The sequence below is a fragment of the Sphingomonas faeni genome (genome assembly GCF_040407495.1).
In the GTDB taxonomy this organism is placed as follows: domain Bacteria; phylum Pseudomonadota; class Alphaproteobacteria; order Sphingomonadales; family Sphingomonadaceae; genus Sphingomonas; species Sphingomonas faeni_D.
The window spans coordinates 175553-200375 of sequence record NZ_JAPZPP010000004.1 but is presented as its reverse complement, the minus strand read 5'-3'; the positions used below and the strand labels follow the sequence as shown (position 1 = coordinate 200375).

At 64.2% G+C, this 24823-nt stretch carries 24 protein-coding genes; 11 read left to right on the top strand and 13 right to left on the bottom strand.

All coding sequences use genetic code 11. From position 1 onward, the window contains the following. Nucleotides 1-407: 407 nt before the first annotated feature. Nucleotides 408-1151 carry a hypothetical protein gene (locus O6W96_RS14060; protein WP_353470160.1) on the bottom strand — a complete coding sequence of 248 codons (744 nt, stop codon included), beginning with the start codon at nt 1149-1151 and terminating at the stop codon, nt 408-410. A 1256-nt stretch (nt 1152-2407) separates the two neighbouring features. Between O6W96_RS14060 and O6W96_RS14055 the strand changes: the two genes are divergently transcribed. After that, complete coding sequence (locus O6W96_RS14055; protein ID WP_353470159.1) at nt 2408-3715, top strand: tyrosine-type recombinase/integrase; 1308 nt, start codon at nt 2408-2410, stop codon at nt 3713-3715. A 192-nt stretch (nt 3716-3907) separates the two neighbouring features. Here O6W96_RS14055 and O6W96_RS14050 read toward each other — a convergent pair whose 3' ends face one another. Then, a complete protein-coding gene (locus tag O6W96_RS14050) occupies nt 3908-4105 on the bottom strand; it encodes a hypothetical protein (protein ID WP_353470158.1) in 198 nt (65 codons plus the stop codon). A gap of 24 nt (nt 4106-4129) precedes the next feature. Beyond that, nucleotides 4130-5155: a hypothetical protein gene (locus O6W96_RS14045; RefSeq protein ID WP_353470157.1), complete on the bottom strand. Its 1026-nt coding sequence runs from the start codon at nt 5153-5155 to the stop codon at nt 4130-4132. A gap of 58 nt (nt 5156-5213) precedes the next feature. On the opposite strand from O6W96_RS14045, the gene O6W96_RS14040 reads away from it, so the two are divergent. After that, complete coding sequence (locus tag O6W96_RS14040; RefSeq protein WP_353470156.1) at nt 5214-5627, top strand: hypothetical protein; 414 nt, start codon at nt 5214-5216, stop codon at nt 5625-5627. 226 nt (nt 5628-5853) lie between these two features. Here the strand turns inward: O6W96_RS14040 and O6W96_RS14035 are convergent, their stop codons facing one another. Next, nucleotides 5854-6462 carry a hypothetical protein gene (locus O6W96_RS14035; RefSeq protein ID WP_353470155.1) on the bottom strand — a complete coding sequence of 203 codons (609 nt, stop codon included), beginning with the start codon at nt 6460-6462 and terminating at the stop codon, nt 5854-5856. Nucleotides 6463-6569: 107 nt separating this feature from the next. Between O6W96_RS14035 and O6W96_RS14030 the strand changes: the two genes are divergently transcribed. Continuing rightward, entirely contained in the window at nt 6570-6857 is a 288-nt protein-coding gene (locus O6W96_RS14030) for a hypothetical protein (RefSeq protein WP_353470154.1), read from the top strand. Between the two features lie 134 nt (nt 6858-6991). Here the strand turns inward: O6W96_RS14030 and O6W96_RS14025 are convergent, their stop codons facing one another. Together O6W96_RS14025 and O6W96_RS14020 are read right to left on the bottom strand one after the other, a co-directional pair. Next, nucleotides 6992-7282, bottom strand: a complete 291-nt coding sequence (locus O6W96_RS14025) for a putative quinol monooxygenase (RefSeq protein WP_353470153.1) — start codon at nt 7280-7282, stop codon at nt 6992-6994. A 316-nt stretch (nt 7283-7598) separates the two neighbouring features. Continuing rightward, nucleotides 7599-8024, bottom strand: coding sequence for a cysteine hydrolase family protein (locus O6W96_RS14020; protein ID WP_353470152.1), 426 nt, complete (start codon nt 8022-8024; stop codon nt 7599-7601). Nucleotides 8025-8242: 218 nt separating this feature from the next. On the opposite strand from O6W96_RS14020, the gene O6W96_RS14015 reads away from it, so the two are divergent. Then, nucleotides 8243-8407: a M13-type metalloendopeptidase gene (locus O6W96_RS14015; RefSeq protein ID WP_353470151.1), complete on the top strand. Its 165-nt coding sequence runs from the start codon at nt 8243-8245 to the stop codon at nt 8405-8407. Beyond that, nucleotides 8337-8792: a M13-type metalloendopeptidase gene (locus tag O6W96_RS14010; protein WP_353470150.1), complete on the top strand. Its 456-nt coding sequence runs from the start codon at nt 8337-8339 to the stop codon at nt 8790-8792. Before O6W96_RS14015 ends, O6W96_RS14010 begins: the two co-directional genes overlap by 71 nt. Nucleotides 8793-8835: 43 nt before the next feature. Here the strand turns inward: O6W96_RS14010 and O6W96_RS14005 are convergent, their stop codons facing one another. Then, complete coding sequence (locus O6W96_RS14005; RefSeq protein WP_353470149.1) at nt 8836-9609, bottom strand: SDR family NAD(P)-dependent oxidoreductase; 774 nt, start codon at nt 9607-9609, stop codon at nt 8836-8838. A gap of 206 nt (nt 9610-9815) precedes the next feature. Here O6W96_RS14005 and O6W96_RS14000 point away from each other — a divergent pair, with 206 nt between their 5' ends. Further along, nucleotides 9816-11003 (top strand): RES family NAD+ phosphorylase, encoded by a 1188-nt coding sequence (locus O6W96_RS14000; RefSeq protein WP_353470148.1) that lies wholly within the window; start codon nt 9816-9818, stop codon nt 11001-11003. Here O6W96_RS14000 and O6W96_RS13995 read toward each other — a convergent pair whose 3' ends face one another. From O6W96_RS13995 to O6W96_RS13975, 5 genes are all read right to left on the bottom strand, one after another. Further along, a complete protein-coding gene (locus tag O6W96_RS13995; RefSeq protein ID WP_353470147.1) occupies nt 11004-12278 on the bottom strand; it encodes an MFS transporter in 1275 nt (424 codons plus the stop codon). After that, on the bottom strand, nt 12272-12709 hold the full coding sequence (locus tag O6W96_RS13990) for a MarR family winged helix-turn-helix transcriptional regulator (protein ID WP_353470146.1): 438 nt from the start codon (nt 12707-12709) through the stop codon (nt 12272-12274). Before O6W96_RS13990 ends, O6W96_RS13995 begins: the two co-directional genes overlap by 7 nt. Nucleotides 12710-12873: 164 nt before the next feature. Then, complete coding sequence (locus O6W96_RS13985) at nt 12874-13200, bottom strand: hypothetical protein (protein ID WP_353470145.1); 327 nt, start codon at nt 13198-13200, stop codon at nt 12874-12876. 214 nt (nt 13201-13414) lie between these two features. Beyond that, on the bottom strand, nt 13415-17764 hold the full coding sequence (locus O6W96_RS13980; RefSeq protein ID WP_353470144.1) for an NACHT domain-containing protein: 4350 nt from the start codon (nt 17762-17764) through the stop codon (nt 13415-13417). A gap of 114 nt (nt 17765-17878) precedes the next feature. Continuing rightward, nucleotides 17879-18661, bottom strand: a complete 783-nt coding sequence (locus O6W96_RS13975) for an oxidoreductase (protein WP_353470143.1) — start codon at nt 18659-18661, stop codon at nt 17879-17881. 314 nt (nt 18662-18975) lie between these two features. Here O6W96_RS13975 and O6W96_RS13970 point away from each other — a divergent pair, with 314 nt between their 5' ends. The 5 genes from O6W96_RS13970 (at nt 18976) to O6W96_RS13950 (ending at nt 24047) form a co-directional block, all read left to right on the top strand. Then, nucleotides 18976-19950 (top strand): DUF2971 domain-containing protein, encoded by a 975-nt coding sequence (locus O6W96_RS13970; RefSeq protein ID WP_353470142.1) that lies wholly within the window; start codon nt 18976-18978, stop codon nt 19948-19950. Between the two features lie 452 nt (nt 19951-20402). Further along, entirely contained in the window at nt 20403-20603 is a 201-nt protein-coding gene (locus tag O6W96_RS13965; RefSeq protein ID WP_353470141.1) for a hypothetical protein, read from the top strand. Nucleotides 20604-21155: 552 nt separating this feature from the next. Beyond that, nucleotides 21156-21836: a sensor histidine kinase gene (locus O6W96_RS13960; protein WP_353470140.1), complete on the top strand. Its 681-nt coding sequence runs from the start codon at nt 21156-21158 to the stop codon at nt 21834-21836. Between the two features lie 22 nt (nt 21837-21858). Then, entirely contained in the window at nt 21859-23346 is a 1488-nt protein-coding gene (locus O6W96_RS13955) for a TM0106 family RecB-like putative nuclease (protein ID WP_353470139.1), read from the top strand. Next, a complete protein-coding gene (locus O6W96_RS13950; protein WP_353470138.1) occupies nt 23343-24047 on the top strand; it encodes a hypothetical protein in 705 nt (234 codons plus the stop codon). Before O6W96_RS13955 ends, O6W96_RS13950 begins: the two co-directional genes overlap by 4 nt. 284 nt (nt 24048-24331) lie before the next feature. Here the strand turns inward: O6W96_RS13950 and O6W96_RS13945 are convergent, their stop codons facing one another. Continuing rightward, a complete protein-coding gene (locus O6W96_RS13945; protein ID WP_353470137.1) occupies nt 24332-24658 on the bottom strand; it encodes a helix-turn-helix domain-containing protein in 327 nt (108 codons plus the stop codon). Nucleotides 24659-24823 lie beyond the last annotated feature (165 nt).

The window sequence follows — 24823 nt, the reverse complement described above, 5'->3', positions numbered from 1 at the left end:
CTGCATCGCCCAAAGCGGACCGTCTGCAATCCTCTCTTTGCCGGACGCTCAGGCCGGCGATCCGGGAACCCGCAAGTGGCCAACCCAACCAGTTAGCAACGAAATCGAAACGATCGTCGGTCCTACCCGTGACCGCGCCCAGTAGGTATCGCGTCGATTGCCATCGTCAGCCATGCAGCCGCCAGCGTCAGGGTCGTGTTGGCCAGGCAGGGCCAACATCTCTTCCATCAGAACCAAATGCGCTGAGTAAAGGGATCCACTTATCCTTCCCAGGATGCACGGGACGGCGCAAGCCGGAGCGCTCACCCGCGGTCGCCGGATGATTAACCTGTTGGGTTCAGGGCCTGTGAGGGCTTGATGGAGCTTCAATATGCTCACGCCATAGGCGTTCCTCTTATCATTAAATCTTACAGGGCCTCTGTGTGACCGCTCGGCGGATTCGCACTATCTACAGAAGCACGGACGCGGGCGAGGATGGCGCGCAGCTCGGGACTCTGGACCTCGGCAATCACGTCATCAACCGTTGCGGCGTCCAGCTTCTTCCGGCGTGCCAGCTTCTCAGCAATCGCGCGGACAAACTCGCTTGGCTTGCGAAGCATACGACGCACGCACTCACGCGCCGTTGGGGGTTGTAACAGGATAAAGGCGTTGGAGATCTGCTCGCTCTGCTGCTCGTCGGGCTGGGCGCCCTCGATCGGCACGCATCGCCGGATCCAGTCGAGGAAGCCGCACGCCTTCAAGCGCGCGACGGCTTCGACGACGGCACTACGCGATCTATGAATCTTGTCGGCTATCCACTGATAAGTCGGATCGAGCCGGCCGTCCTTACGGCCTCGCAGCCGAAGAAGGCAGCGCAGGACATCGAGGCCGATCCCGCCTAGGGCACCGTTGCGCTTGCCCGGTAGCTTGGTCTCATGCTCGAACGCCTCTGCCGCGCGCATACGCGCGTTATGCTCGGTCTTTGGAAATGTGTTGTGCGTGCGCCAGAGAGAAACCTCGGCACCACCAGCGTTCTTACTGTGACGGCGAACATGCGAGTTCGATCGCGCGCGTTCGCGGACTCCCGTTGTGATCTCGCTAAATGAGCGGGCGATATTGCCCGCGCCGGAGTATGCGCGGGCGGACGTCACGAATGGCAGTGAATTCGACATCTTGTCGGCTCCCGAAGGAAGTCGATGGCAAGCATTTGGCCGGCGCTGATGCGTCCGGGCGAGTGCTGTTGCGATGAGCCCGAGGGCTCTATGTCGATGATTTTCAGCTCCGGTACGGTTCCGGTGCAGTCCGCTTTCGATTACGGAATTCTGCGGGCTAGAAGCTGTGGGCCTCAATTGTTTCCCGAGCAAAAACGTTGGAATACCGGGCTAACGGCTTCGTTCGTAATGCGGGGGTCACAGGTTCGAGTCCTGTAAGCGGCACCATTTTCCAAGTATTATACCTGTAGTTGGCCAAGTAGCGCACCAGAGCGTATTGGGTCATGATAGGTCGCGGACTGTGATGCCGAAGCCACCGTCTCGCAGGCCAGTCCAGTCGCGCGAAATGGCCGGCGGCCGGTCGCGCGTGGGTTGGTACGAATGCAATTCACGCGCGTTCCGGGATCGCGGCCGGGGCATCAGTCGAACTCTGTCGCCGAATTGATCGGTGGGCGGCCAGAGACTCGATGACTTGGGCGAAGGGGCGGTGCCGGCACCCGTGCTGCGCTAACGACAAACCTGGCGACTGCCGCTCACAACGCCGGCCGCGGGATAGCCGGCATTGTCGACATTGCGATTGCCGCAGAGGATGTGGTCGCCCGCGGACCCGTAGCGTGCGGCGGACGCGGTAGCCAAGGCCTCGGCGCGGGATCTCGGTCGAGCCCTGGTCAGTCTCTAGCCATGTTGCCTAGCGATCTGCGGGAGCGGTGCTCTCCAATGTTTTACGGTGTGTGGCCCGGGGCTTGGCGGGGCTGCGCATGACCTATCTCACGCCTTAGGAAAGCGGGAGATTTTCGACCGTTCAGATCGGGACAAGAGGCGCAATGCGCGACACGCAATGGTCGGTCCCGCCCAACGATCGATACGAGGCATTCTGTGGGCAACTCGACGTAACCATCGGCCGCGCAGTCACATAGCTGACGCCTTACCATTGCTAGTTTGGTGATGCGCCGTGATGCCCGCGCTACGGCGCCACGCCCCCTGAGGGGTGGGATCGCCCACGAACTGAAACAACGGAGAAAATGGTGCTGCCGGTGAGGATTGAACTCACGACCTCAGCCTTACCAATAATCGGATTGCGGTTTCTGTCCCTTACCGTGTGTTACCGTGGCTGGGTTTTCCCGCGGAAAACCGTCATTTAGATGGACGTTCTGTTTCCCTGGCTTGCCGCTGATTTCCATTCAGCTGCTTGCCAGATGATTGCCAGGACGAAGCCATTGCCAGCACCCGAGACCCACGAGCCCGAGGTCGACAAGACCGTCACGATCAACAAGGGGTTCGTCAACAAGATCACCTTCCCCTCTAGCGAGGAGGGCCGGCGCGTCCAGTGGGACAAGCAGCTCAAGGGCTTCGGCATCCGCGTCAATCCGAACCGCACAGTCGTCTTCGTGGTGCAGTACCGCATGAAGGCGAAGGGCGCCAAGACGCAGACATACACCATCGGCAAGTACGGCTCGCCCTGGTCGCCCGACGCGGCGCGCGAAGAGGCCCGCTCGCTACTCGACCTCGTCCATCGCGGCATCGATCCCATCGCGCAGAGGCGCACTGCGGAGGTGGCGGCGGAACAGGCCGCGCTGGAGGAGCGCCACTATGAGTTCGACGCGTTCGCCGACCGCTACATCGAGGAGCACGTGAAGGCGAACGAGTTGCGGAGCCTCTCCGACATCCAAGGCACATTCGATCGGGACCTGCGACCCTTCTTCAAGGGCAAGTCAGTCCGTCAGATCACCAAGCAGGATTGCAAGGACCTGCGCTCGCAGATCGGACTGCGCAGCAAGTCGGCCGCCAACAAGGCGCACAAGTGGCTGAACGCCGCGCTCATGTGGGGCATCGAGCATGACGGTCTGGAGTCGTCACCGATGCTGGGGCTCAAGCGGCCCTTCAAGGAGGGCAAGCGCACGCGAACCTTCGCCGAGTGGGAGATCGCGCTTCTCTGGTCGGTGCTTCCGCAGCTCGCCTGGCAGTTCGCCATGCACATGCGGATCCTCATCCTCACAGGCCTGCGGCTGCGAGAGGTGAGCGGCATCCGTTGGGAGGAGATCGATCTGGAGCGCAAGGAGTGGATCATCCCGGGTGCGAGGACGAAGAACAAGCGCGATCACCTGGTACCGATCCTTCCGGTCTTCGAGCGGCTGCTCACGACCATCGAGCCGAACCCCGAGCTCAGGTCAGGACTGCTCCTCACATCCAATGGGAGGACCGCCGTGTCCGGGTTCAGCAAGTCGAAGGCGGAGATCGACGGGCTGATCGCCGCCGCCCTCGGCGAGAACAGCTGGCGTAGCCATGGGCCGTTCGCGCCGTGGGTGCGGCACGACACGCGCCGCACCCTATCGACGATGTGCGGCGAGATGAGCATCCCGATCGCCCATGCGGAGGCTCTCCTTAACCACGTGTCGGGCACGCTGGACGGCGTCGCCGGTACGTACTGGCTGTATCAGTACGCAAAGGAGAAGCGGCAGGCGCTGACCAAGTGGGAGAAGCGACTGGAGAAGATCATGAAGAAGCACGCAGTGCCGTTTCCATAATCGTGCCAGACGTTCCACCGCAGGCAAGCCTCTACGGGATATCGGCGGTCGGTGTGCCGACGATGGCATCACGTACACTCGTGGCCGTGGGAACGTAGCGCCCTACTCAGCACGGGACCTGTGCTCGTGCTGCCGGCGCTTGGAGGCTGGACCGCGTGCGCCGCGTGGGTATCGCCGCGCCCGAGGCGCTTCCTACTCCGCTGGGTCCCAGGTCTCCGTGTCGATGCACGTGTGCATCGTACCATCCGGGAACCGCGCCTTGTGGCCCTTGAGGACGTAGCCGCCGTAGAACCGGCACTGGTCGTCCATCACCGGCATGGCCAGCATGAGGTCATGCAGCTCCTTGGTCTTCAGCGTCTCGACATCAATCGTGGATACATCCTGGGTCATCGGTCGCTCCAATCGGAAAGGGCTTCACGGAACTGCGCGCACGGGGATGCTGAGTGCGTTTTCGGACGATTCCTTCTGCAGGTTGATCAGCTGCTCGATGATCGAGATCACCTGCATCGACCGGAAGCTGCGGGCTGGAACGCTGTAGTCGGTGTTCATGAACCGGGTGCTCAGCAGCGCCGCGCGATCGCGCACCGCCTCTATTTCGAACACCGGCTCGTAGTGCTTAGCCACGGCTTTGCAGAGAGTGCCGCCATCGGAGCACACGGCCAGGCGCGGAAGCCGCGGGGAGACCGTCGAGGAAGCAACAGGGGGCCTGAGTCGAACGATGTCGCCAACGGCCCGGATCACCGCCTCCGGCGACCGGAACGTGATCTCCATGATCACGTCCGTCGGAACCGCAGCCATCACGCCGTGAGCGTCCGGCTTGCCGACGTATGCCTTTTCGTTGTTGAGATACACGCCCTCGAAGGCGATCCCACCGGGAGTTCTTGGAGCGCTAGGAGTTGGGCAGCTACGCCCGATCAGGCGCGGAATCCGACTCGTCGTGCCTGGCTTGACGACGAACACCTTCGAATCGGTCGAGCCGTCCGGGCTGATGCCCTGGCCCCCCGAAAGGCCGAACTTGCCGCCGTCGAAGAGCGCGAGGTCAGCGAGCGAGACGCGACCCCTGGCTGCGTCCTTGTTCAACTCGAGGCGCGACACCGGCGCGATCTTCGTGTCCGGCGACCGGGTCTCCGCGACGTCGAGCGCGTTGCAGTCGACGAGGTTCTGGAAGCGGACCCGGTCGCTCGCGTCATTCCGATAGCTCGCGACGGCGTCTCCGATCTTGCCCTTCGTCGCGGCATCCTTCTCATAGAAGTCGACGCGGGCGATCAGCAGGTTGGCGATCAGGTCGGCTTCGAACCCCTGGTTCATCAGCATCTCAACCGTGGAGAACTTCACCCCGCTCAGGATGCCCTGGTAGAACTTCTGCTGGTCGAAGACCTGCACGTCGAAGGCCGTTCCCGAGTTGAGCTCCCCCCCGACCTGCGGCGTGTAGAGGTCCACGCCCTCAGCGACCGCCTCGACGATCGAACTCGACGAACCCGGCGTCGACACCACGCTGTTGCTCGCCGTCGTGCCGACGGGGGCGACGCTCGTGCCGACGGTGGTCGCGGTCGAAAGGCTGCCGCCGTTCGTTGCGGTCCGCGTCAGCCCTGAGCCACGGAACTGCCCGTTGGCGCTGCCCGTGGCCTTCAAGGACAGCGTTCCCGTGAACCTGCTAACCGACGTGAAATGCGTCGGCATCCCCCTGCTGGCACGCAGTATGTTGAGGAGAGCCTGTTCGTTCGCCATGGAGGCAAGGGCCTCGTTGTATTCGACGCCGAACCGCTGGACCTGGGTCGGAAACGCGCAACTCGAAAGCATCAGGGTGCCAGACGCCACCATCAAAAGCCGGATCATCACGTCATCCCCCCCGAATGCACAGATCAGAGCGTCAGTCTGTTACGGAATCAGCCCGCGCGCAAGCGGCTCGTGACCAGTATGAAGAAGTATAGGTACAGATATGATCATTACGCCGCTTCGGCGTAGCCGCATCAATCCTGCAGATCGCATTGCGCAGGCGGGAGGTCCCTTCGATTCTTCATGTGTTTCTGCCACATGCAAGTCAGTCGGGGACTGGGCGTCGACTTCTCTACGAACAACCTAGGTACCGACTTCATTGCAGACACCATGCCCGATTCCGCGTGAGCATTCTGGAACACTCAACCGATGCCGCAAAGACGGTCCAGAGAGGCTCGCAGCTCCTCGTCCTCCGGGGTGAACGTCAGGACAGCACCGATGATCTTGGTCATAAACGACCTGGCGTTCAGGACGATCGACGATGGCGCGGTCATCGCTTCAGCCGCACCGACAGCATCGGCGAAGAGGAGCACCGGAGCGAGATTCAGGGCCGAACTGCTGTCCCGAACCGCCCGGACGCCCAGCGAGGAGATCGCATTCCCTGCCACCACGGCGATCGGCCCAGCCTTGCTCGACTGCTCATACTCGCCCGCGATGTGGTCCGGGAGGCCGTTTCTAATCCCTTCGAGCGTGAACACCCTAAACTGGTCCCACGCCTCGGTGACATAGCGGGCCGCCAGTGTCGGCGGCATATGCGCGTCCATGAGAGCGAACGCGACGGCGAGCTCCGAGACTTCCCTAAGACCGTACTTGAAGTGGACGTTCGGATCGCTTCGCGGCTTGCTCGGAACGCCAAGCGTCGAAAGCACCCGTACGCGCGGGGTCATCGCCTTCAACCCGTCCTGCGGAATGTCGAACGCAAACGACAGCATGTTGAACGCCGTCGCACGCGAAAACAGGAATTCCGGCACACACCCTCCGAAGTTGACCGATCAGGCACTTTCGCTTGACGCATAAGGAAACAGATGGCAACAGAATTAAAGTTGCTTGATTGGTCAACTTTTAGAGAGGCGCGTAAATGATCCGTGGGACGTCCATCAGCGAGCGACCGATCCCGCCGGCCAGCATCGCGCCGGCCTCCGCCGACAGACGCGGAGGTCAGGGGGGCGAACGGCTGCTCACCTCCGCCGAGGCGAACGACTTCATCAAGCGGGCACCCGGCTTTCTCGAGAAGCGTCGGTCCTCGGGGATCGACTCCCCGCCTTACATACAGAGGGTCAAGTTCGGCAGCGTGAGGTACCGCCTGTCCGATCTGCTCGACTGGGAGGAGAGGCATACCCATCTGGCGACCAGCGACTTCGGATGATCGGTAGCCGCGCGGCTCCATGGCCACGCCGCCGGCCCACCACTCATGATGAGCCATGCGAGCCGCTGGCCCAACGTGTCCACGATCCTGTTCCGGGCCAACCCCCATCTCCGTCGCCGGCCGGCGACGTCCGCCTATCCGATGTCGACCGGCTTGGTCGGTATGATCGTCGGCCTAGCCGATGCCAGATCGCGGACCGCGAGGCCGAAGGCCTTGAAGTGATCCGAGGCTATGTGGCTCGCCACCGCCGCGTCATCCACGTAGAGTTCGTTGAACACGAACCTCCGTTCGCCTTCGGCCTCCTGCCACAGCTCGTAATGGATCACGCCGGGCTCAGCCCGCGAAGCGGCGACGCAGATCCTCGCCGCTTCGACGAACGCCTCGTCCTGACCGGGCTTCACCGAAACCAATGCAACCACCTTCACGGGCGTGCGACTCTCCTGGAACGCTGATGTTTCGAGGTGGGCCCGCCCGGACGAATGCACAATGCCGTTCGCGGAACCGCCGGGGCGCAGACGTCCGCATCACGCACATCCAAGCACTCGGCATTCCTCCGGCGGATGTCTCCGAACGCTGCCGAGCGTCCTGACGCCTCGCGTACGATGGACCGTGCTAGCCGGGTCGAGGAGGTCGGGGCTTCCCGGACGCATAGGACCGGAAATTAACTCAGCGCCGCGCCGCGCCGCGCCATGCCCAAGCTCCATGCCGAACCGGCTCGTGCTCTCGATACATGTGTTGCGATCATGCCGACGACCCGATCTTCTGGATGCCGTGCTGTTTCAGCTGAGCGTCGAGATCGGTGTTGGCGAAACTCGACTGCGACCAGTGCTCGGTGATGACGACGTCGCCCGGCTTCGGCGCTAATTCCGGATGCCACTCGCCACCCCAGGTTCCGGCGGCGAACACCTGCATGTCGTCGCTGATGATCTGCGAGGGGTTCATTGCCTTCCAGTTGGCACAGTCCCCCTCGCGCCAGCGGTGGTGCGGAACGACGAACACCTGGATGCCAACTGCCCGGACCGCCGCCAGCACCTTGCGCTGGTTGCCCCAGCAGTCGACCGCATCGGCCACGTCCTTCAGCCAGCCATAAAGCTCGCCGCCCTCGCTCATGAAGTCGTTGTAGGGATCCAGGAGCAGCAGAGCGGTAGTATCGGCGGACGCACTCATGACGTCGGTATCTCCTTGACGTCCCGGATATCCTTAACGTCCGGGCAGTATGGGGAACGATCGCAGCTCCGCACCGTAGGTCGGACCGGCCACGCCGCCGAACCAACCAAGGAGTTCGTCCTGAGCGGGCCTCCAAACAACCTATCTTTAGGTCTGATCCCGCGACGGCGCGCCTTTCGCCAGATCTCGCATCGGATCTCCAGCGCGGCACCGGCGCCGTGATCGGTCACGAGATGACGCACGGCTTCGACGACCAGGGCCCGAACGCAGACGCCAGCGGGCTGATGCGCGACTGGTGGACCGCAAAGGACGATGCTCAGTTCCAGTCGCGGGCCGCCAAGCTCGCCGATCAGTTCGACACCTACGAGGTCGCACCGGCCTGAACGTGCAGGGAAAGGCGACGTTGGGGAGAACATCGCCGATGCGGGTGGCCTAGCCCTGAGCCTCGACGCCTATCACGCAAGCCTGGGTTGCCGTGCCGCTCCGGTGATCGATGGCACCACGGGGGATCAACGCTTCTTTCTGAGCTGGGCGCAGATCTGGCGGGTGAAGACCCGAGAGGTGGCCGCCCGCAAGAAGGTGGTCTCGGACTTCCCCAGCCCGGAGAAGTTCCGCGTCAACGGCATCGTTCGTAACATGGATGCCTGGTACCGGGCCTTCGATATCAAACCGACTGACAAACTCTACAAACCGGCGGATGACAGGGTGAAGATCTGGTGGGTGGAGCCGGAAGCTACGGGTCCATGGCGTACCAGGTCGTCGCCCTAGTGCATCTAGCGCGTCGACCCGCATCCGCAGGTCCCTGCGCCGCTCACTTCCGGTAGGCGGGTGCGCCATACGGAGCGCCGGTCGTTCCGCCGTCGACGACGATCTCTGCGGCCGTCATCCCCCGGGACGCATCGGACGCCAGGAACATGACGGCCTCGGCGATCTCCTCGGGCTCGGCAATCCGACCGATCGGAATGCTGAGATTGATGGAGCGAAGCGTCTCCTCGATTGGAATGTTCGCCCGCGCGCCGGTCGTCCAGATCGGCGTCCGCGTCGCACCCGGGATCACCGTGTTCACACGAATGCCTCGTGGCGCGAGTTCGGACGCGAACACCTTCGCCATCGCCGTGACCGCGCCCTTCGTAGCCGCATAGGCGGACCCGCCGGGATTGCCCAACTGACGCATCACCGATCCGTTGAGAATCACGGCACCACCCTCGCGCATCATGGGGAGGACGGATTGCACCGTCAGGAACACACCGGTGACGTTGGTGCGGAGGATCAGATCGATCGCCTCGGCCGTGGTGGTGCCGAGCGGGGTCGGGCCCGAGATGCCTGCGTTGGCGAACACCGCGTCGAGTGAGCCGAAACGATCTTCAATCGTTGCCGCCATGCGTTCGATGGATGAAGGGTCGAGCATGTCGACACGCATCGCGACCGTGTCGCCGCCGATCTCCCTGGCGGCGTCATCGAGCTTGCCCTGGTCACGACCGGTGATCGCGACGCGGCCACCTTCCCGCGTGATCATGCGCGCGGTCGTGATTCCGATGCCGCTGCTGCCACCGGTGATGAGGACGGTTCTGCCTGAAAAGCGCATATATTGTCTCCGACGGGGGGCGCCCGTTTGTCCCTCCAGATGTGCTGGACCACGCGGGACCTTCGCACACTGCCGGTTCTGGTAAAAATTCAGCTCTTGGTATGAGTTGATGCGCGTTGCATCGAAGCGTAGGGCGCGCCGCGGCTTTGTGATCGTTAAGAGCCGGCGCCACGAACGCGGACAACAACAACGGGGTCGAGGGTCTGATGGTCACTAGCGTCGAGGAAGAGGTGAAGGTCAGCGTGTGCATCAACTGCGCCCGCCATCCGAGCCTCAAGCAGGTCATCGAAGAGAAGAGCGTCGCCGGCGTCTGCGCGTTCTGCTGCCGTGAGGACGTCGTCGTGCGGGATCCCGACGACGCCGAGCCCATGGTCATGCTCATCAGGGCGCTGATCCGCGTCAATTGGGACGAGTTCGAGTACAACCCGCACTGGGGAGGCAACTCGGTCCTCGACCTGTTCGCGGACGCCGACAACCCCGTGGTAAATCCGCCCGTCGCCGACACCTACCTCGACGACTTCGGCTTCCTTCTCGATGAGCCGGTCTATCCTGACATCGACAAGGGCATCGCGCTGTACGCCGGCAACGACGAGGAAGGCATTAGGCACGTACAGTTCAAGACATCGAGGAGCGAGCCCGGCGGCCTGCGCGAGATCCGGGCCCGCCTGCTCACCGAAGACTTCGCCGCGGTCGCCCCAGCGGTCCAGGCGCTGATCGACCCGTTCCTTCCGGACATCGAATTCGTGCTGCCGGCCGGCGGAACCTGGCTGCGCGCGCGGACGGGCGTCGAGAAACTGTACCAGCGGTCGGACGGCTGGGAGACCATCATCGTGCGTCAGCCCTACACCCAGCTGGACATCGGTGCGCCGCCGGCGAGCATCGCGGGCTTGGGCCGGCTGAACCGCGCAGGCCTGCCGGTCCTATACCTGGCATCGAAAGCATACACCGCTCTCGCCGAGATCAGACCGCATCCCGGCCACTACGTATCCATCGGCGGGTTCGAGACGGTCTCCGACTTCCGCATGGCGGACTTCGATCCCGACATCGCGCTGTTCTCGGCGAACGACCTCCGCCTCGAACTCTACGCCGTGATCCAGGCGTTCGATCGGTTGATGAGCACGCCCGTCACACCGGACGACAAGTCCGGATATCTGGTCACCCAGCTGCTCGCGGAGGTCCTGCAGGGTCGGGGCTTCCATGGCGTCCGGTATCGCAGCTCGGTGTCCGACGGGGTGAACATATGCCTGTTCAACCCCAATGCGGGCAGGTTCGTCGGAGGGCATTCGGAAGTGCACTTCATAGAGAGCGTCACGTACGCCGACCCGGTGGTGCCGTCGCTCCTGGTGCCCGGACCCGGCGACCAGGAACTCAACCCATCGCCAACCAGCACCTGATCAGGCAGGCGCTGGCATGCCCGGGCCGGCGGTCCGGGTGCGGGAGATCACGACGGCGGCGACGACGGCCATCGCACCCGCCACTACGAACGCGGGCAAGTAGCTACCCGTCTGCTCGCGCACCAACCCTGCGCCGAAGGCCGCGGTGGCGGCACCGAGCTGGTGGCCCGCCATGATCCATCCGAATAGGATCGGCGCGTCACGTTCGCCGAACGCAATGTTGGACAGCTTGAGCGTCGGCGGCACCGTGGCGATCCAGTCGAGCCCGTAGAATATCGCGAAGACGCCGAGACTGACCGGGCCGAAGTCGATGAAGGGCAGGGCTATCAGTGAAAGGCCACGCAGTCCGTAGTAGATGACAAGCAACCTACGTGGGTCGTAGCGGTCGGTGAGCCAACCACTGGCCGAAGTGCCGATGAGGTCGAAGAAGCCCATGGTCGACAGAAGACCGGCGGCCGCCACCGGCGCGATGCCGTGATCACCGCAGAACGCGATCATGTGCGTGCCGATCAGGCCGTTGGTCGTCAGTCCGCAGACGAAGAACGAGCCGAACAGCAGCCAGAAGGTCGGCTGTCTTGCACCACGGGCAAGTACCGTGAACGCAAGCGTCGCAGTCGATGCCTGCTTGAGCGGGGGACTCGGGGCGCTCTCGGCCGTCTCGCCGAACCGGACCGTCCCGACGTCGTCCGGACGTTCCGGGATGAGGAAAGCCACCAGTGGCAGCAGCGCCGCACAGGCGATGCTGACCGCGAGGACGGTCGGCCGCCAATCGCCCTCGCGGGACAACCAGGCCAGCAGGGGCAAGAAGATGAGGGCCCCCGTCGCGGTGCTGGCGCTGAGAAGTCCCATCACCAAGCCCTGCCGAGTGGCGAACCAGCGGTTGACGACGGCGGCGCCGAGCACGGATGCAACACACCCGGAACCGACGCCCGACAGCACCCCCCATGTCAGGACGTATTGCCACGCCTGCGACATCCATAGGCTGGAGAAGGTCGCGAGCGACATCAATGCAAGGCCAACCATCATCGTCCGGCGGATGCCGAACGACACCATCAGGGCGGCCGCGAACGGGCCGACCAGACCGTACAGGAAGATACCGACCGCCGCCGCGAACGAGATCGTCGCCCGGCTCCAGCCGAAGTGCATCTGGAGCGGAACCATAAGCACGCCCGGGGTGGCCCGCATGCCGGCGGAAATGAGCAGCGCCACGAAGGTCACGGCGACGACGAGCAGAGCGATGGAGCGGCGAGGCAGAACCCGGACGACCGTCAGCATCGGAAGACGAAGCCTTCAGACAGTGCCGCCAGGTTGCGCAGCTCTATCGCCAGCATCTGCATATCCGCTTCGCCCATCCCCTTCACGATCTCGGCCTGAGCGGCTTTCCAAGCGGGAACGGCGGCCTGCATCGCTTCGCGGCCGGCGTCGGTGAGCGCCGCGGTCTTCACCCGGGTCGTGCCCAAGGTCGTAAGCGATAGCCAACCTTGCCGTTCGAGGGGCGCAAGCGTGCGATACAGAGTGGTTCGTTCCATAACGAGCTCGTCCGCGAGCCGGCTCAATGGCAGATCGGGAGCCCGCGCTATGTTCTGCAGGAGCGCGAACTGGGTGATCGTCATGCCGCTGTCGGCGAGATGCTCGTCATAGCGACGCGTGAGGGCGCGCGAGGCCTTTCGAAGAGCGGTGCATACACAGGGACTGGCATCGGGCATGCAGTTGATGTATATACATCAACTGGCGCAGACAATCCAATTCGGACCTTCTCCCCAGACAGCGAACTTGAATGGTCCGTTGCTGGAAGTCGACGGTTTCGTCCGGTCCCCATCGCACAGCGCAGACCAGAACTCGCCGACCCGCAGTGGTCCCGATCGTCGACTCAGCCGAATTTGAGGCCGGCAGTCATGGTGACGCCCTGAGCACGTGCCTGATCCTGGCCGTGAACCTTGAGCGTCTGCCTAACCGCTTCGACGATCTCCTTGTCGATCGCCTCTCGGGCGGGTCCCTGTAGACTTTTATAGCTGTCCTCAGACAGGTTGTGCTTCTTGAGGACGGCTTCGCGGGCCCGTTCCGCCGGCGTCTGCCTCGCCAACTTCTGGAAGTCGGCGAGAATCTTGTCGAAATCCGAAGTCGGGGCGGCACCCGACACTTTCGAGGAAAGGCTGGAGACACCTACCCCAGTGATGCCGCTAATCGAAATCGTCACGATGAATCTCCCTTTCACCCGCTTTGGGGGTAAGACGTTGAATAAGCCTTGCTCACGGGCTTCGAGGCGCTAGCCTGGCTTCGACCCCGCGGGTGCCCGCGCGAATGCCGTCATGACTGACGTGGCCTACCTGCGCGCAAGGCTCGGAGCTCCGCGATCACGTTCGCCAGGGTCGAGCGCGAATGAAGGTGAGACAGGCCAACCTCGGGTCCCTTCACCGATCCGCGGTACCCGGTTCGACCTGATGTTCGGGATCGGACTTGCTCCCCTCCCTGACCGACCGCCTCGAGCGTCTCGCGCTCGCATCGATGCCGCACACGCCGACCTCGATCTGGCCGGTATCGTTCGCCGAGATGGTCTCGGCCTGTCGTTTCAAAGCGTCGATGACGGCCGGGAAGCGCATCGTCACTCCGGACGCCTTGTCACGCCAGTATCTGGTCTCGCGGTGGTTGCTGATGACCAGGATGCCATGCCGGCGCACCGGGGTGCGGAGATATCGCGTCGCAAGCTGATCAGAGAGCGCGAAAGCCAGGTCGGGGAACGTCCAGTTCTTCCCGCCGTGCTTGATCTCGATCGCCAGCTCGGCGGACGACGTCGATGAGGAAATCAAGATGTCCGGCCTGTCGTTGTGCACGATCTGCGGCTCCTTGTGGGCGTGGAAGCGCCCGCCGCTTCGGAGGTTGAGCTCGTTGCCCAGCCAATTCTGCACCGCCGCCTCGTCGGGAGCCGTCTCGACCACATCCTGAGCGGACATGTCGAGGTTCTGGAAGCTCGCCGCGATGTCGGCGAGGAGCCGTGAGATCAGCTGGAAGAGATCATGCCCGGTGCTCGCCGGCGCGAGCGCGCTCGCCTCGAAGGCGATCAGCTTCGCCGGCGGCCAGGCAGGCTTCTCCGACTGCCGTTCGGCCATCTGATGGGCAAGCTCGCGCAACCGCCGCGCACTTGAGCCGACCGCAGGATCCTTCGCGAGCTCGACCATGGCGGTGAACGCTGGCTCGCCATCGTCGTCGATCAGCGCGGACAGTGCGCTTCCCCCGGCTTCGTCGAACCGGTCGGCGACATAGCCGTCCTCGTCTCCGCGCGCCGTCAGCTGCACGAGCGGCTTGTCCCGTTCCCGATACGCTGCCCGGATGATGTGGGCGAGCCGGTCCACGGAGAGGTCGCCTAGGTTCCCGACCGCTCCGCGGTGCCGGCTGAACAGGCCCCGCATCAGCGTGTGGGCCTCCGACCTGTGCCGCCGGCGACGCTCAGTCTTGATGCAAGCCTCGAGCTTGCCGGCGGCCCTGTCCGGATCGATGACGAAGAGACCGGCCAGAGAGCTGACTGCGGCGGGGATCTGCCGGGCGGCGAGGAAGGCGTCGATGCGGGAGTCGACGACGGCCGCGAGCGTCAGGCGCTCAGCGTCGTCGAGCTCGAGCCTACCTATGATGAGGGCGACGCTGTCCGCCATGTCGACGCGCGCCGCAGCCGCGCCCCCGATGTGGTCGAGGAGCGCGCTGCGGACCGCCGGCGGGATCGGGAAAGTGTGGGCGAAGCGCTCGATGAGCGGGCGATACGCCTGGGCGGGTGCAGACCATTCCCGGTCCAGCGTGGCGAGTACGAACGGCGTGACGATGGCCGGATGGGCATCGATGACATCGCCGAGCCATGCCGGAATGCCGAAGTCGTCGATGAAGGCGTGCTCGACGGCCCGCTGCGCCAGCTCGGAGGTGAGCCCAGCCGCCCATCCGGGCTGCTCCGCGTCCAGTGCGAGCCCCGCCTCGGAGAGCATCGAGGCATGTTTGACCGTACGCCGGCCATCCTTGTCGACCTTGGGTGCCTCAGGCGCGGTGACCTTCCAGATGGTCGTCATTCCCTCCCGATACGCCGCCGCCGTCACAGGACCGAAGGCCTCCTCGAGCCTTCTCCAATGGCGTCCACCTTCCGTGAACGAGGTGGATTGGGATTTCGCCAGCCACTTGGTGAGAAGCCTCAGATCACGGAAGCCCATCGGTCCGGAGAGATGCCCGACCTCGTTGAGCGTCGACGGGTCCGCCTGGAGGCGGTCTCGAAGTTCTACCAGGTCACGTCGCCTCGCCTCCTCGCGGGCTTCCGACGTGCGAGCCTGTTCGGCCTCGCGCGTCCGACGTTTGACGAGCCATTCAGGGTCGGTCTCCGGTGGTCGTTCCGAGCTCAGATCGGCCGAGAGTTGCGGATCGGCAGCCACGAGGCCCTCCAGCCGCGCCAGCTCCGCATCCATATCGGGCATTGCGCGGGCAAGCTGGACCAGGACGCTGAGCGCGATCGCCGCCTCCTGCTTGTCAGGCCGGGTTAGCGCCTCCTCGATCCAAGGCCGGTCGCGCTCGGTGATGCGCCAGAAGGTGTTAGCGCCGATCAGGATCTGTCGCACCGAGCTGATCCGCACCTTCCGATCCTCGTCCATTGCGATCCGGACATCCTTCCAGAACAGGGCCCTGTTGAGTTCCGGGATCGAGGGCACGAGCTCTTCGAGTTTCGGCGTCTCGTCGCGGATGCGATCGCTTCCGATGCGCTCCGCCACCGCAAGAAGCCGGACCACCTCCGCATGATGGGCGGCGTCTCCGGCCGTGATGGCGGCGGCGGCGAGCGGCCCGGCACCCTTCAGCAACTCGCGATACCGGATCGAGACCTGCGGCCAGTCCTCGAAGGGACCAACGTCCGCCAGGTCGGCAACCCCGGCCAGGAAGGCCAGGCGGTTCATGGACGTCCTGCAGCGTTCGAACAGGTCCGGCAGCATTGGCGCAAAGCCTTCGGTGTGATGCTCTCGCGCCGGCGTGCTCTCACTCACCAGCCTCAACAGCTGCTCGACGGTCAGATGGTCGGGGAACAAGGGCTCGACGATGTGGGGGGCGAGTTCGGGCTCGAGATCCCCCGGCGCTCTCAGAAGTGCGTCCGCGAGTTCCGTCATACCCTCAGCGTCGCCGATCGCCTTCAGCGCCCGGGCAGCGACGATGCGACTGTACTTGTAGGCGTTCCCGTCGGCGGCGGTCGCGCGAGCGTGAGCTCTGCATTCGAAAATTCGGCCCTGCTCGATCAGGGTGAGCATCTCGTATTGGAAGTCTCGGTTGGCGTTCTGCGTCATCGCGGCGTTGATCGCCGGCGCCAGCTCCTGCTGGGCGAACATCCATAACGATCGGGCGTCGATACGGGCGTAGGAGATCTCACCGGCGTGCTGTCGGCAGGCGTACTCCTTGAGGAGCCGCTCCTTGTCGACGAGCGACAACTTCGCCGGATCCCCATGCTGCAGGAGCACGATGGGTTCCCGCTCGAGTATGCGGTTCCGCAGAACCGGGCGGTCGAGCGCGAGCCATGCCGAGGCAGCTCTCAGCGACGGCGGGATCGTGGCGACGCCGAACGCCTCCGACTCGAACACCCGGAGAAGTTCGAAGTCCGTCAGACGGTCGCCCATGCGCGAGAACCAGCCGGCCGTGAGATATTCCTGCGCCGAGCGGTGGAAGAACCTGACCAGACCCTCAGTCGAGGGTACGAACAACCCCCGCTGCAGCAGCGCCTCGACCTCGGCAGGCGGCCAGTCCATCAGCACCGCAAAGGGATCGACCCCGTTCTGCTCCTCCAACCGGTCGGGCTGGAGAAGGTCCATCGTTCGCTCCAGCGTCATGGCAGCGGCGAGACGCTCAGCTCCGGCAAGAATCTGGTCGAGGGACAGCCTGGATATCGTCAGACGGGCCTGGCTCACCTCCTCGAGGCGCGTGATGATGCCGAGCTGCATCATCTCCCTAAGGCCATCGAACCGACGGTGCGCGAGCCAGTAGCGAACAAGCATCGCGAGATCGCCGGGACGCTGCGCGAACTGGTTGAGGTTCTGCAGGAACAGAGCCTGTTCGAATCTCTCCACGTCCTTGACCTTCGACTGGACGAGGTAGGTGGCACGCTGTGCCAGATTGAGCGGATTGAGCGCGACAACGGTCACGTCCGGTTCGACCATTTTGTCCTCCTCCACCACAGCGCGGTCGGCCTTAACCTCGAACAGCGCGTCATCGGCGGACCGCGTCGTCGTCGGCCTGGTGGGAATTCCCAGGGCCCGGCGGACGAGCGCCAGGTCATCCGCGCCGTCCCAGACCGTTCCCCGACACGACAGCAGCACGTGGGCCCGATCAAATCCCCGGTCGATCTCCCGCGCGAAGCGGTTGAGTGCGACCTCGACATCCCGGCGGTTGATCCGCGCCTCGTCGACCGAGTCGAGAAAGAACCAAGCCTCCTCGCCGGAGGCGAGCCACTTTTCGAAGGCGCTTCCATCCTGGCGGTTCAGTGATCCGTCGAAGCCGGTCGCGGCAAGCGCCTCCAGAGTGATGAAGAAGGCGAACTTGCCTCCATCTGCGAGCGCGGCACGCTGCTCCTGGAACTCTCGGCTCTTTCCAGCCGACGCTTCTGCCAGCACCACCACCCTGCGCCGCGCCAGAAGGTCGGGCCAGGCGAGGTCCTTCGACAGTCCGAGGCCCAGATAGTCCTGGTCGGTGATCGCGAAGGCGCTGTTCGCGTCGAGCGGCGTGAAGCGGCGAGCTAGGGGGATGTATCTGGAAGGCATGCGACAGAGGACTCCGCGCGCCCGGTGGAGGAATCCGACAGACCAGCCTCGGGGGGGCAGGACATCGGCTGACGGCGGCGCCGCGCCGATCCTGGCTTCGCCGCGGCCGGCTCGTCAATCCAGTCGGAACTGCTTCCTGAAGGACCGCTCGAACACCGAGGTCGGCAGAAAGCGGCGCAGCCGGGCTAGAAGCGCCGCCTCGCGTCCGACCGGGTAGCGGACCGAGGGATCTCGATCGCCGAGCGCCTTGAGCACCGTCGACGCCACCACGTCCGGATCCGGTGCCTTCGCCATCAGGTCCGAGAACACCTCCTCCATGTTGCGACGGTCCTCGGCGTAGAAGTCCAGCGGCGCATCGGGGCGCAAGGCGTTCTCCTGGATTCGTGACCTGGTGAAGCCGGGCTCGATCAGGATCGAGCGGATGCCGACAGAGCGCAGCTCGTGATCGAGAGATTCCGAAAATCCTTCGAGCGCGTGCTTGGTCGCACCATAAAGGCTGCAGAACGGCGTCGGGATCAGTCCGGCGACCGAACTGATGTTTACGATCCTCCCCGAACGCCGCTCCCGCATCGACGGAAGGACGGCGGCGGTCATCCTCATGGCGCCGAACACGTTCGTCTCGAACATCGCACGCGCCTGCGCCACCGTTGCATCCTCGAAGGCGGCGATCATGCTGACACCGGCGTTGTTCACCAGGACGTCGATACGTCCGGCCCGGCGCAGGACATCGCCGACGCACGCGGTGACTGACGCATCGTCCGTTACGTCGAGCCGGAGCAATTCGAACCGGGCTCCTTCGGGAACTCCACTGCGACTGGTGCCGAACACCTGGTAGCCATTCGCGCTCAGACGGACCGCTATCGCCGCGCCGACCGGGGCGCCGGTCGCGTGGGTCATCATCCGATCATCTGCGCTCATGGTGGTTGGCTCCCGGATCCCACCCGGACGCTCCGGGCTTCGATTGACAGCGTGTCGGCTGTGGACCGTTGACCAATCGATGCGACCTGGGAGCGCGCGCATCTTCCTATACATGGGTTTGTGTCGACGACTTCCGCGCGGACCCAGGCGCCTGATCCTCTATGATGGGACATTAGAGAACAAGTTCGAGACGGCGGCGTATTCCGATGGCGATCCACGATCGTGGAAAGCCCAGGTGAATATTCGATGACCTAGTGCTGGCTGCGATGACGCCGACACGGTAGATCGGCGCCATGTTCGCACAACAGCTCGCTTCGGGAATGCTCAACGAGGCGTTGTTCGCCTATTCGATTGAGCGGACTAGGCAGATCAGGCCCGACGACCGGTTTGCACATTACACCAGCCTCGCGGTCGCCGAGAAGATCATTGAGACCGAGCTGGTGCCCAGGAACCTGTGGTTGCGCAACTCGCAGGGCATGAACGACTTCTCCGAAGTGAGTCACGGACTGGATTGCCTGAACGACGCGCTCGACGACTGGCGTCTGAATGGGCGCTTCGAGCGGGCCCTGAACGCCATCCACCCGGACATGAGTGCTAAGATCATGGTTCCGATGATGATGTCGGGCGCATATCTCGCGGATCGGTCCTATCTGACGTCCCTCTCGCTGCACTCGAGAGAGGAGGCGCTATCCGGAAAGCTCTCGATGTGGCGCGCCTATGGATTGCCTCAGAACGTCTGTCTGGTCTTCAACACGCAGCCGTTCCTGACTTACCAGACCGCTTGGGAACTGGTGCTGAGCCCCGTCCTTTACGGCGGAGCCGCCGAATTCAAGCGAGAGTTCGAGGCGCTCATCCAGCGCCTCGAACGATGTGCCGGACAGCTGTCATCGCTCGACCCCGCCGTAGTCCAAGCCGATATAGTGCGCGCTATGGAATTCGCCGTTCTGTCGACAAAGCATCGCGGCTTCCACGAGGAGGTCGAGTGGAGGATCATCCATCAGCACAGCGACTTCCGCCCAGACCCACCATCGGAAAAGGTGACGGTCAACGGCAAGGAGGAGCTGGTCTACCACCTTCAGCTCGAAAACAACGAGAAGGCCGGGATCTGGGGTTCGACACTCAACGAAGCGCTCGATCGCATCATCGTGGGACCGGTCGCCAATTCCGGTGAGACCATCGAGCGGTTGGTGGACCTACTTGGGGGAGCTGGGATCCTGCGTGCCAAGGATCGCGTCGTAAGCTGCGGGATACCTTTTCGAAGCGTGTAGGCAGGCGGTCCCTCCGACACGGCGCGAGTAGCCAGTCGTTCGTGAGAGAGATGGACATGCCGACATCGAAGCTGGGGGGACGTATCAGATGGCTAATCCTTTGGAGACGAACACCCGGATCGGTGAAGCCTGTGCGGATCGATCGACGACCTGACGGGCGAGCACGAGGTCGAGGGATCCGCGATCCGATCGCTCTTCTCGGGCGAGCCGATGGTGGTCGGGACGTTCGATGGACAAAGCAGGCCTTGCCGGGTCCAGAGTTCCACATCGAAGGCCTTCCACTTCCACTCCCGCATCTGCGGCGAATGCAACCCCGCATGGCAGCCCTCACGGACTTCGCCATCGGGCGCTCCGATACAAACCCGGTTACGGTCGCGCTGGGCGAGGATCCTCAGTACCGCTTCTGGTGTGAGGGGACCGGAGACGCAGAACACGCAGCCCATGGCGGACTGATGACCCACTTCTCACCTCGGACGGGATTGACCAAGTTCCTCGGCTCGACGCTCACGCACGGTCCGCTGCGATACACGTTCGGCATCTCCTACGGATGGGGCGTCGGCCTCGCACTGCGCCTACTCCATCCGGCCTTCCACGACCTATGCGTAAAGGCGCGTAACGAGGCCGTGGAGGAGCAGACGGCCGCTTCCGCATAGTCTGCGGACATGGGCGCGCTGCGGCGGAACAGCGTATCTGGACGTTTCTGTAGCCACGTCTGCCCTTCCCCGAACTGCTGGCCACCCCACCCGTGAAGGGCTGACATTTTCAGGCAGGTCCGGGGTGTCAGAGACGGGCTGGCACCTTCTGTCGGGAACGCGTTCGCCGCGATCCTTGCACAAGTACCGCCCTCATCCGCGGGACAATCTTCCAGGTGCGGGTACGGCGTCCGTCGCGCTGCCGCGATCCAATCCTGCAACGGACGATAGGGCGACCAGCCGTTCGCCATCGCCCATTCGCCAAGATCTCGACGCAGGATCCTTAGTCAAAACTTTTAGGACGGCGAAAAGGTTGGAGCTACGCCGGCGTGAACCAGTCGAGGTCCGTAAACCGATCCCGTTACCGAAAGACTGTCAATCAACCGATGCCAAGTGCGACCCGAAGCGGAGCGGTGGGGCGCCGATGACGCGTGACATTTCATCTTTATACTTTAAAGTATAAAGCGGCATTCCTAGATAGTCCGCGTGCCGGTCCGGCCAGGGAGACATGACATGACTTTGATGCAAGGAGACGGGGGGCACCGGGGGGACGGCATCGTCCCGCGCCGCAGTGAGGAGCGGCTGCTGCTCGACGAGGAACGGCATCGCACCTGCAACGAGGTCGCCGCCGCGCTCGCCGCCATGCGCCTCGCCAGTTCGAACCGCAGTCCGGAGGTGCGTCGCCGTCTGATCGAGACCGCGATCGATCGTCTCGAAGGCTTCGGCGAGACCCAGCGACTGCTTTCCGCCCGCATTCCCGCCATCGCCGACGCCGGCGCCGCGATAGAGGCGCTCTGCCGCGCGGTGGTGGCCGCCCGCACCGCCAACGCTCCGACCCACGTCACTCTCCGGCTGCCGCTGCTGGAAGCGCCTGGCGAAGCGGTCCACCGGATGCAGCTCGTCTGCTACGAACTGGTCAACAACGCGCTCAAGCACGCCTTCGATGGCCGCGGAGGCAGCCTGGAAGTGGTCCTCGAGCGGCTCGACGACAACCTCGTCCTCACCGTCGCGGACGACGGGCCGGGCTTCGCGTCCTCCCGCACGGCCGGCACCCGTCTCGGCAGCGGCATCGTCTCTGACATCATCGCACGAGCCGGCGGCTCTATGGAGTGCGATTCGAGTCCCCACGGCTCCACGATCCACGTGTCGCTCCCCTTCGACCCGAGCGTGATAGCCCGGTGCGCCCGTGACTGAGCCGGTCAGGATCACGGGATCCATGATCCGCGACGTCGCCATCTGCGAGCGGCGCGCGCGTCACGACCTCCACGGCGACCCCGCCGGACGGGACCCGGTCTCGGCATTCGTCCAGCTCCTTTGGGAAGGAGGCCGCCAGCACGAGGAGGTCGTTCTCGCCGCCATTGGTGAAGGCGTCGTCGACCTTCGCGATCTGGCGGATCCCGATCACAGGTTCGTCGCCACCATCGACGCGCTGGAGAGTGACGCACGCATCATCCTCGGCGGCCGGCTCGAGGTCGACGACCGGCTGGGCCTGCCCGACATCATCGAGCGCGACGACGGCGAGTGGGTCGCAGGCGACGTGAAGTCCGGCTGCGCGCTCGACGCGGACGGCAAGCGGCCGCGTCTCGAATACGCGGTCCAGGTGGCGCACTACGCCGAGCTGCTCGCGGATCTCGGACACGGCTCGCCCAACGCCGGCTTCGTGATCGGGCGCGACGGCGAACGCACCTTTTACGACCTCTCGGCCAGATGGCGCCGCGACGGCGCGTCGCTGACAGACATCACGGCAACGCTGGCCGACCGGGCGCGCGGCATCCGCGACGGAAACTCGGAGTCCCGCGGGGCGCTGTCGGCGATCTGCAAGCTCTGCCACTGGCAGACGGTCTGCAAGGCCGAGCTGAAGGAGGCGGGCGACGCCACGCTCATCGCCGGCGTCGGCCGGAGCGTCCGCGACGCGCTTCTGCCGATCGCACCCTCGGTGCGCGCGCTCGCAGACCTCGACATCCCCGCAGCCGCCACGGCGAAGAGCCCGGTGGCCGGCGTCGGAATTGAGCGCCTGCGCAGGTTCCAGGACCGGGCGCGACTTCTCCTCACGCCGGGCGCGCAGCCATACGCCCGCAGGCCGCTAGGACTGGCGCGTGCGGCGCGGGAGCTGCACTTCGACATCGAGGCCGATCCGTCGAGGGACAACCTGATATATCTGCATGGCATCCTCGACCGGCGTCTCGGCCCCGACGGCCAGACAGAGGAATACGTCCAGTTCTTCGCCGACGGTCCCACCGGCGAACGGGACGCGTTCGCCGCGACGATGGACTTCCTGACCGCCGACCAGTCGGCGATGATCTACTACTACAGCAAATACGAGCGCACGTCCTTCCGCCTGCTGCAGTCGCGCTATCCGGAGGTCTGCTCGCCGGAGGACATCGAGCGTCTATTCGATCCGAAGCGCGCGATCGACCTGCTGTTCGACGTCATCATGCCGCATACCGAATGGCCGACCTCCAACGTCTCTATCAAGACGCTGGCGCGCTATGTCGGATTCGACTGGCGCGACGTCGATGCATCCGGAGCATCGTCGATAGTCTGGTATGACGACTATATACGCTCCGGCGATCCCGCGATCCGCGAGCGCATCGTCATCTACAACATGGACGACGTCCGCGCTTCCGCCGCGGTGCTCGACGGTCTGATCGCGCTGCCGGTCATGCCGCCGCCGGCCTGGCCTCCGACGGGGTCGCGGATGTGACCGGCCATCATCCTCCCCGGCAGGGTGCGGCACGGCAGTCTGAGCACGGTGCCGATCTGCCCGGCTATGCAGAGGCACGAAGCAGGCTGATCTGCGAGCAGTCATCCGAGCATCTCGCCCTGTTCCGTCGCCATCTTGCGCCCGCCATCAAGGCGGCCTCGCCCATCGTCGCCGCGCTTTGCGAGAGCGGACTCGACCTCTCCTTCACGCTAAACTGGATGAACCCGCCGTTCGAACGCCAACCGAAGCCCAAGCCGTGGTGGGCTACGCCCTCTCCAACGTCCGCCGACCCGCCCAGTCCAAGCGAGCACGCGCGGGCCTTCCGCCTGAGACACCGGAGGCTCGGAGTGATCGAGCGCTGGCCCACCGATCCGCTAGGCCGCCTCGGCATCCGCCTGCGATCTGGCTGCCTCAATGTCGAGGTTTCCATCGGCGACCACGTCCTCTGGACCGCGGGAGCGAACGCACACCTCATGTTCGACGCGACAATCCCGGCGACCGTAGCAGCGGCCATGCCTGGCGCGACGATCGGGCAGATCGTCTCACACCCACTGCTGAAGGGACACTATGTAGTGACCGCGGTCGAGCAGTTCGACGAGGGATGGACTGGCATCAGCTTCTTGACCGGTACGGTTGAATGCAAAGCCGCCATCGTCGCTGGCGATCTCGTGGTTGGGGTCGGAACCGCAGGCAGGGGCTGATGCCCACCACCGTTGTAGACCTCGTCTAATGGGTTCACGCCTCAACCCCATTCGTTTTCAGCGGTATGACGCGTCAAGGGCGCGATGGTTGGAGAAATCTCTACAGCAGCAACGTGCTTACGGGCAGGTCCCAGTCGACCGTTCTGGGTCATCAGCTCTTCAGATACGGGATGCGCATTCAGCGCGTCGACGTCTCGCGGTCGAACCAGACGATCATCCATCAAAGGCGAAAACGAGGCCGTGACGGGAGAGCCTATGCCGGCCTGAACTCTACCCACTACCCACTAGGCACTCGGCGGCGCGGTCCCGGCGTCGTCGGCCACTTTCGTGTAAGGCCTGTTTTCCAAGGCCACTTCCGGCATCTCCACGTTTTCGAAAAGTTCGGCAAGCGTGATTTCGAAGGCAGTCGCGATCCGCGCCGCCGTTCGCAAGCTGACGTTCTGGCGACCCGTCTCGATGCGCCAGAGATACTGGACCGAAACCCCGAGCCGCTCGGCCAGGATTTGCGGCGTCATCATCGGCTCGTGCGTGCGCAACTCACTGACGCGCCGGCCGAACGCCTGCGACAGCGGGTCGGTCGACGTTTCGGTCTTCGTCTGTGTTCGGGGCATTTGGCGGTTGTAGGATGGCGATGCCCTACCGCCAACCCAAACGGGCGACCGTCTATCGATTCCGAAACCATGCGGTGGTCGAACCAGCAGCGCAGCAGTGGTTTCGTGCCAGTCACGTCATCGCCTCGGCTCTGCGGTTGGGTGCGTCAGAATGCCCCATATTCA

Bases quoted from the DNA above. Each gene is read 5' to 3' on its own strand.
- O6W96_RS14005 (WP_353470149.1), bottom strand. From the start codon at position 9,609: ATGCGCTTTTCAGGCAGAACCGTCCTCATCACCGGTGGCAGCAGCGGC.
- O6W96_RS14020 (WP_353470152.1), bottom strand. From the start codon at position 8,024: ATGAGTGCGTCCGCCGATACTACCGCTCTGCTGCTCCTGGATCCCTAC.
- O6W96_RS13990 (WP_353470146.1), bottom strand. From the start codon at position 12,709: ATGCCCGATGCCAGTCCCTGTGTATGCACCGCTCTTCGAAAGGCCTCG.
- O6W96_RS13945 (WP_353470137.1), bottom strand. From the start codon at position 24,658: ATGCCCCGAACACAGACGAAGACCGAAACGTCGACCGACCCGCTGTCG.
- O6W96_RS14050 (WP_353470158.1), bottom strand. From the start codon at position 4,105: ATGACCCAGGATGTATCCACGATTGATGTCGAGACGCTGAAGACCAAG.
- O6W96_RS14030 (WP_353470154.1), top strand. From the start codon at position 6,570: ATGATCCGTGGGACGTCCATCAGCGAGCGACCGATCCCGCCGGCCAGC.
- O6W96_RS13975 (WP_353470143.1), bottom strand. From the start codon at position 18,661: ATGACCCACGCGACCGGCGCCCCGGTCGGCGCGGCGATAGCGGTCCGT.
- O6W96_RS13960 (WP_353470140.1), top strand. From the start codon at position 21,156: ATGACTTTGATGCAAGGAGACGGGGGGCACCGGGGGGACGGCATCGTC.
- O6W96_RS13955 (WP_353470139.1), top strand. From the start codon at position 21,859: ATGATCCGCGACGTCGCCATCTGCGAGCGGCGCGCGCGTCACGACCTC.
- O6W96_RS14060 (WP_353470160.1), bottom strand. From the start codon at position 1,151: ATGTCGAATTCACTGCCATTCGTGACGTCCGCCCGCGCATACTCCGGC.
- O6W96_RS13970 (WP_353470142.1), top strand. From the start codon at position 18,976: ATGTTCGCACAACAGCTCGCTTCGGGAATGCTCAACGAGGCGTTGTTC.
- O6W96_RS13965 (WP_353470141.1), top strand. From the start codon at position 20,403: ATGACCCACTTCTCACCTCGGACGGGATTGACCAAGTTCCTCGGCTCG.
- O6W96_RS13995 (WP_353470147.1), bottom strand. From the start codon at position 12,278: ATGCTGACGGTCGTCCGGGTTCTGCCTCGCCGCTCCATCGCTCTGCTC.
- O6W96_RS14010 (WP_353470150.1), top strand. From the start codon at position 8,337: ATGCTCAGTTCCAGTCGCGGGCCGCCAAGCTCGCCGATCAGTTCGACA.
- O6W96_RS14000 (WP_353470148.1), top strand. From the start codon at position 9,816: ATGGTCACTAGCGTCGAGGAAGAGGTGAAGGTCAGCGTGTGCATCAAC.
- O6W96_RS13980 (WP_353470144.1), bottom strand. From the start codon at position 17,764: ATGCCTTCCAGATACATCCCCCTAGCTCGCCGCTTCACGCCGCTCGAC.